Below are 5941 nucleotides of genomic sequence, written 5' to 3' on the forward strand. Positions count from 1 at the left end.
ATCCATTCTGACCAAGGCAGCCAATACACCAGCCATGAATGGCAGACATTTCTCAAGCATCATAATCTTGAAAGTAGTATGAGTCGTAGAGGTAATTGCCATGACAATGCTGTTGCAGAAAGCTTCTTTCAGCTATTAAAGCGGGAACGAATTAAGAAGAAAATCTATGCATCAAGAACTGAAGCCAGATCGGATATTTTTGAATATATTGAGATGTTCTACAATTCAAAACGCAGACATGGTTCCAATGGTCAGCGTTCTCCATTAGATTATGAAAAAGCCAATCAAAAGATGGTTAGGTGTGTCTAGAATTTTGGTGGCTATTCAGTTCATTCTGGGTGATGAGAATCTGTCGATTGAGAATTGTTGGCTTGAAAACAAAATATGTATGCACTTGGTGTGTTAATCCTAAAATCAAAAAGTGCCTGATGGAAGTTCATCAGGCACTTAGATGAAATAAGTATTCACCTATTTCAGGACTAAACCTCGGTATAATTAGATTATGAATTGATTATTATTAACCAACTCTGTAAGTGAAGTATCTACACCTCTCAAAACCAATATATCAGCAGATTGATACTGACTTCCTGTTCCATCACGGTCGATACTAATGGTTGTATCTGTACCGTCTGATGTAACACTTAAATAATCCGCTAGTGAAGCAGCACTACCATCACCAGCATAATCCACCAATAGATCGCTAATATCGATCATATCGGCTTCTGGATTTGTAGTATCGTCAACCATGAAATCAGTCCAAGTATCTGTACCGTTACCACCTGTTGCATCTATTTCCTCACCATCAAGTACTTGGAAAACAGCTATATCGGAACCAATTCCACCAGTAATGGTATCGTTACCTGATTCACCAAATAGCAAATCATTACCATCTTGTCCATTTAGAATATCATTGCCTAATCCACCAAAGATAGCATCATTACCCGATCCAGCATTAACAGTATCTACCCCTGCACCTGCACGTATCCAGTCATCGTGTGTACTACCTGTGATGGTATCTACACCGTCATAAGCATATATTCTTTGCCCTGTTAATTTACCAGAAGCATCAAGAGTATTATCTATGTTAGCACCTTCAATGATGAACTGATTAAAGTCACCCAGATTATTGATCAGATTGGCATCTAATAAACTACCCCCCAAATCAGTATCAACTTTACCATTTGTATCAGTAACAGTTACAGACATAGATTGCAGAACTTCAAGGCTGAGTGTACTACTTTCCAATAAAGTTCCGTTTTCATTTGTCAACTTAACTGTTGCTAATAACTCATTTAACTTCACATTATCTATAGGACCGCCATCTAATGCAGTCACAGTTAAAGTATAAGAGTACCCTAGCAGCGTAAGTGTTCCTTCAGTTGATGCATAGCTTAATTTTAAACCAAGTTCTTGAGCTAATCGCTGAGAAGCATCAATCGAAATTTTTGTCAGGCCAACTTCAATAAGAGGTCGATAGGTGATTTCAACTTTCTGAATGTTGTTTTCAGCATCATAAGCAGCATAGACTTGACGATCCAGATCAATTCCTAAAGCACCAAGTCCAACAAGCCCCAATAAGGCTCGATCAGCAAAAATCGCAACCGGATCTGTATTAATTGCAGGGTCTACCAAATCACTTTCTGGCTGTACAGCAATACTATCGAAAGAACCAGTTGACGTTGCTGTACCATCACTTTGTTTGGTCGCAACATCTGAATCATTATCAATTGCAGTAAAATCAATTGTTATAGACTCTTTTGTGGCTGGAGTTCCATACAGACTATCTACAATCAATTTACCCTTTGCCAATAACTCATTGATAATTTCTGCATCGGTACGTGTATCGGCTGAATAATTCACACCTTCCAGGATAATCTTTTGATCTATATTCGAACTGTCTTGAGCTGAATTATAACCACCAGTAAAGGCACCTGATGTACTGATCCATATTTCGGTTTGTCCAGCAACAGTTTCAAAATGCAGATAATTGGCTAAGTTACCCGCCAAATCGCCAATTTTACCTGCACCTGATAGTAGAGCCGATAAATCCAGAACATCACCACCAATTGCTGCGCTAGCCTGATTAAAATCAGTAATTCTGTCAACAGCCGGTATAGTCGTGGTTCCTTGATCTCCATCTTCCCATACAAATACATCTGTTCCGTCATTACCAGTTAAGGTGTCATTTCCTGATCCGCCATAAATCAGGTCATTGCCATTACCAGCAATGATCGTATCATTGCCAGTACCACCACGAATCAAATCATTTCCTGAACTGCCAGTAAGGCTATCATTACCCTCATAACCATAAATACGTTGGCTCGTCGTTGTGGATGATTTATCTATTGACTCATCTGCAGCAGTGCCCTCAGTGAGGAACCCTGTCGTATTCGAACCCAATAAATTTCCAAGTAAAGATACATTTGCGATATCGATACTTTGGGCCATATCAGTTTGTGATAAAGAATCAGTTACATTCAAGGTATATGTTGGTGCTAAGGACAGGTCTGCAACATCACCTAAAAATGCCTGATCTACAGTTATAGATGCCAACAGCTCATTAAAAGCTTGACTTGAAACTGGTTTAGATGGATCCAATAATTCAAATGTGATGGTTTGTCCGTAGACATAATCACCAGAACCATCAGGATTCGGCATAAAGGCTTGATCACCAATAATAATCTTCAAGCCAAGCTCTGCAGCCAATGATTGAGAAGCTTCTAATCCATAAGATGCCAGACCTAAAGTACTTAATAGACCACCGACTGTTCCACCTAACAGATTGAGTACTGCATCAAGTCCAATTAAAGCAATTGCATCACCTAAAGGCAACACAATTGTATCCGTCAAATCAAGTGGCGTTAATAAATTAGGTAACCCTGTATCTATATTCAAGGCATTGACTAAAGCATCGCCTAGATTCGTGGTTAAACTTAAAGAGGTAGACGTAATATCATTATCTGCATCTGCAACAGTGAATTTTTGATTTGCAGTTAGATCAATCAAGCCTAAACCATTTAAACCTACAGTTCCTAATAAACCACCTTGATCAGCAACCATAGCTGTTGGAGCAACTTGATCTGGAGCTGGCCCTGTACTTACACCCGTACTCTCAACAGAATACTCGCCAGTTTGGAAATTAACTGTAATTACATCACCAAAGTAAGTAGTTAAATTTAATACACCATTTTCATAACTGTAACTGTCTGGATTGAACTGTGTTGTTGAGCCAGCAAAAGAAATTGACTCTGTCACCGAATCGTAGGTATAAGTTACACCATTAATGGTAACTGTACTTAAATGACCACCATCAGCACCAAAGGTTTCTACCGCATTGCCAAAATAAATGGATGGAGTCGATCCAAAATCATAGCTTACATTTTCGGCAAGGACAGGGACATCATCCAAAATATCAATACTTATAGTTTCTGATAATGGAACACCCGCTAGTTCAAGACCAAAAGTAATATTTTCAATTGTCGAATCAACAAGATGATCAATACTATCAGATAAAGTTACATCGTAATTCCAGACGGTATTACCAAAGGTATCGTTGGTACTCGTTAGAACCACACGTAAAACTTCATTATTTCCAGCTGTTGAACCAATCAGAGTTTTGCCATTTAGAGATAATTCCCATTCGATTGGCTCACCACCACTAGATAATGCTGCCACTGGTGCTACCAGATTAACATCGACATAAGACTCTGTAAGATGGCTACTTAATTTAACTGTTGACTGGCTGGTTAATAAACCTTCATCCATAACAGCAAAAATAAATCCATCTTCGCTATCTAATGTATCACCAGCACCCAAATTCCCTGCAAAATCAGAATAGGTATAATCAGCTACACTAATACTCGGAGCAGCAAGCCCATCTGGAGCAAAAGTAGCTGTCCAGGTCTGATTGTCTAAAGTCGTCACATTGCCAAGAGTTCCACCTACTACAACTACATCACTTCTTATAAAGCTTGTAACAGGCTCACTAAACTTAAATGTAATGATTGTGTTGTCACCAAACGAGAGAGCTGAGTCTGCTGCACTAATAACTAATGTTGGCGCTATCACATCAGCATCCCACATTTGACTATCGCCTATACCTTGGTTACCAGCAAGATCAGAATAGCTATTATCAGGCACACTAACACTTGGTAATGTATCAGTAGCATCCTTAGTAAAAATAGCTGTCCATACTGTTGCACTCACTTGCATAAAGCCAGAAAGACTTCCTCCTTCTACAGCAATATCACTTTCCAGGAAAGTTGCTGCATCAATTTCTTCATTAAAAGTGAATGTAACTAATGCTGTTTCACCCACACTTAATACACTACTGTTATTTGTTGTGATATCTAAAGTTGGTGGGACTAAATCAACAATGAAACCATCTATAATGTCCAAAGTATCCCCTACACCAGGGTTTCCAGAAACATCAGTATAACTACCTGAAGAAACACTAATACTAGGTGCATCAGTACCATTTTGAGTAAAAGTTGCTTTCCAAACAGTACCGGTTATATCTCCAACAAGACCACTTAAATTTCCGCCAGTGATAGTAACATCACTTATTGTAAAATCATTTACTGGTTCACTAAAAGTGAAAGTAATTTCGATCATTTCTCCAGCAGATAATTGCAAATCTGCTGCACTAATATTAAGAGTCGGCGCAAGCGTATCTACCGTTAAGGAACCGGTATCTGTACTGCTGTTCCCTGCAGGATCTGTCGCTGTGACTTTAACCGGATAGCTGCCATCGCCTAAAGAAGGCAATACGTTATCTGCAAGGCTCCAGGTTCCATCACCATTGTTCGTTGCCGGATATTCAACACCATTCACTTCAACTACAACAATCGCTGTTGGGTCATTCACCGTACCGCCCAGTGCCGGGGTGCTGTCATTGCTGTTGCTGTCATTTACAGTAACCACTGGTGCAACCAGATCAACCACAAAGCCATCCGCTGCATTCAACGTATCACCTGTACCCGGGTTACCCGCCACATCACTATAGCTGCCTGTAGCAACGCTGATACTTGGTGCTGTACCTGAGCCATCCGGGGTAAATGTTGCCGTCCAGGTCTGACCAGTTGCATCCGGTGTGATCGCACTTAAGCTGCCACCCACTACAATCACATCACCTTGGCTAAAGCCGCTGACCGGCTCATTAAAGCTGAAAGTAATCGTGGTGCTTTCACCTGCTGCAAGTTTCAGATCAGCAGCACTGATGGTTAATGTCGGTGCTGTCGTGTCAACTGCATAGCTTTCTGTTGCAATAGCCGTGAAGCTATTACCCACAAGATCATGAACCAAGACGCTGCCATTGATTTTGCTGTCGCTATCCGCTGCAAGATCGCTACCCGCGACATCACCATTCCACAAGCCACCACTTTGAACAGTCGTGTTGTACAACTTGCCGTTAATGTTGAGGCTGACGACATCACCARSCTGATATTCACCAGTCACKCTACCACTGATATTAATACTTAGACCCGCTTCTGCTGCATTAATGATGTTGTCACTTGTAACAGCATCAATGCTTAATGTCGCTGCTGGGGCAACAGTATCTACTGTTAATGAACCAGTATCTGTACTGCTGTTCCCTGCAGGATCTGTCGCTGTGACTTTAACCGGATAGCTGCCATCGCCTAAAGGAGACAATACGTTATCTGCAAGGCTCCAGGTTCCATCACCATTGTTCGTTGCCGGATATTTAACACCATCCACTTCAACTACAACAATCGCTGTTGGGTCATTCACCGTACCGCCCAGTGCCGGGGTGCTGTCATTGCTGTTGCTGTCATTTACAGTAACCACTGGTGCAACCAGATCAACCACAAAGCCATCCGCTGCATTCAACGTATCACCTGTACCCGGGTTACCCGCCACATCACTATAGCTGCCTGTAGCAACGCTGATACTTGGTGCTGTACCTGAGCCATCCGGGGTA

General features: G+C 41.1%; 1 protein-coding gene and 1 pseudogene. One reads left to right on the forward strand and one right to left on the reverse strand.

From position 1 onward, the window contains the following. Nucleotides 1-309, forward strand: a 309-nt coding sequence (locus tag B9T38_RS16440; RefSeq protein WP_143222759.1) for an IS3 family transposase, incomplete at its 5' end; no start/stop codon positions are given. 255 nt (nt 310-564) lie between these two features. Here B9T38_RS16440 and B9T38_RS16445 read toward each other — a convergent pair. Further along, a pseudogene (locus B9T38_RS16445) lies at nt 565-5941 on the reverse strand (Ig-like domain-containing protein); the annotation flags it as partial.

The sequence above is a fragment of the Acinetobacter sp. ANC 4218 genome, from assembly GCF_002135245.1.
Taxonomy (GTDB): Bacteria; Pseudomonadota; Gammaproteobacteria; order Pseudomonadales; family Moraxellaceae; genus Acinetobacter.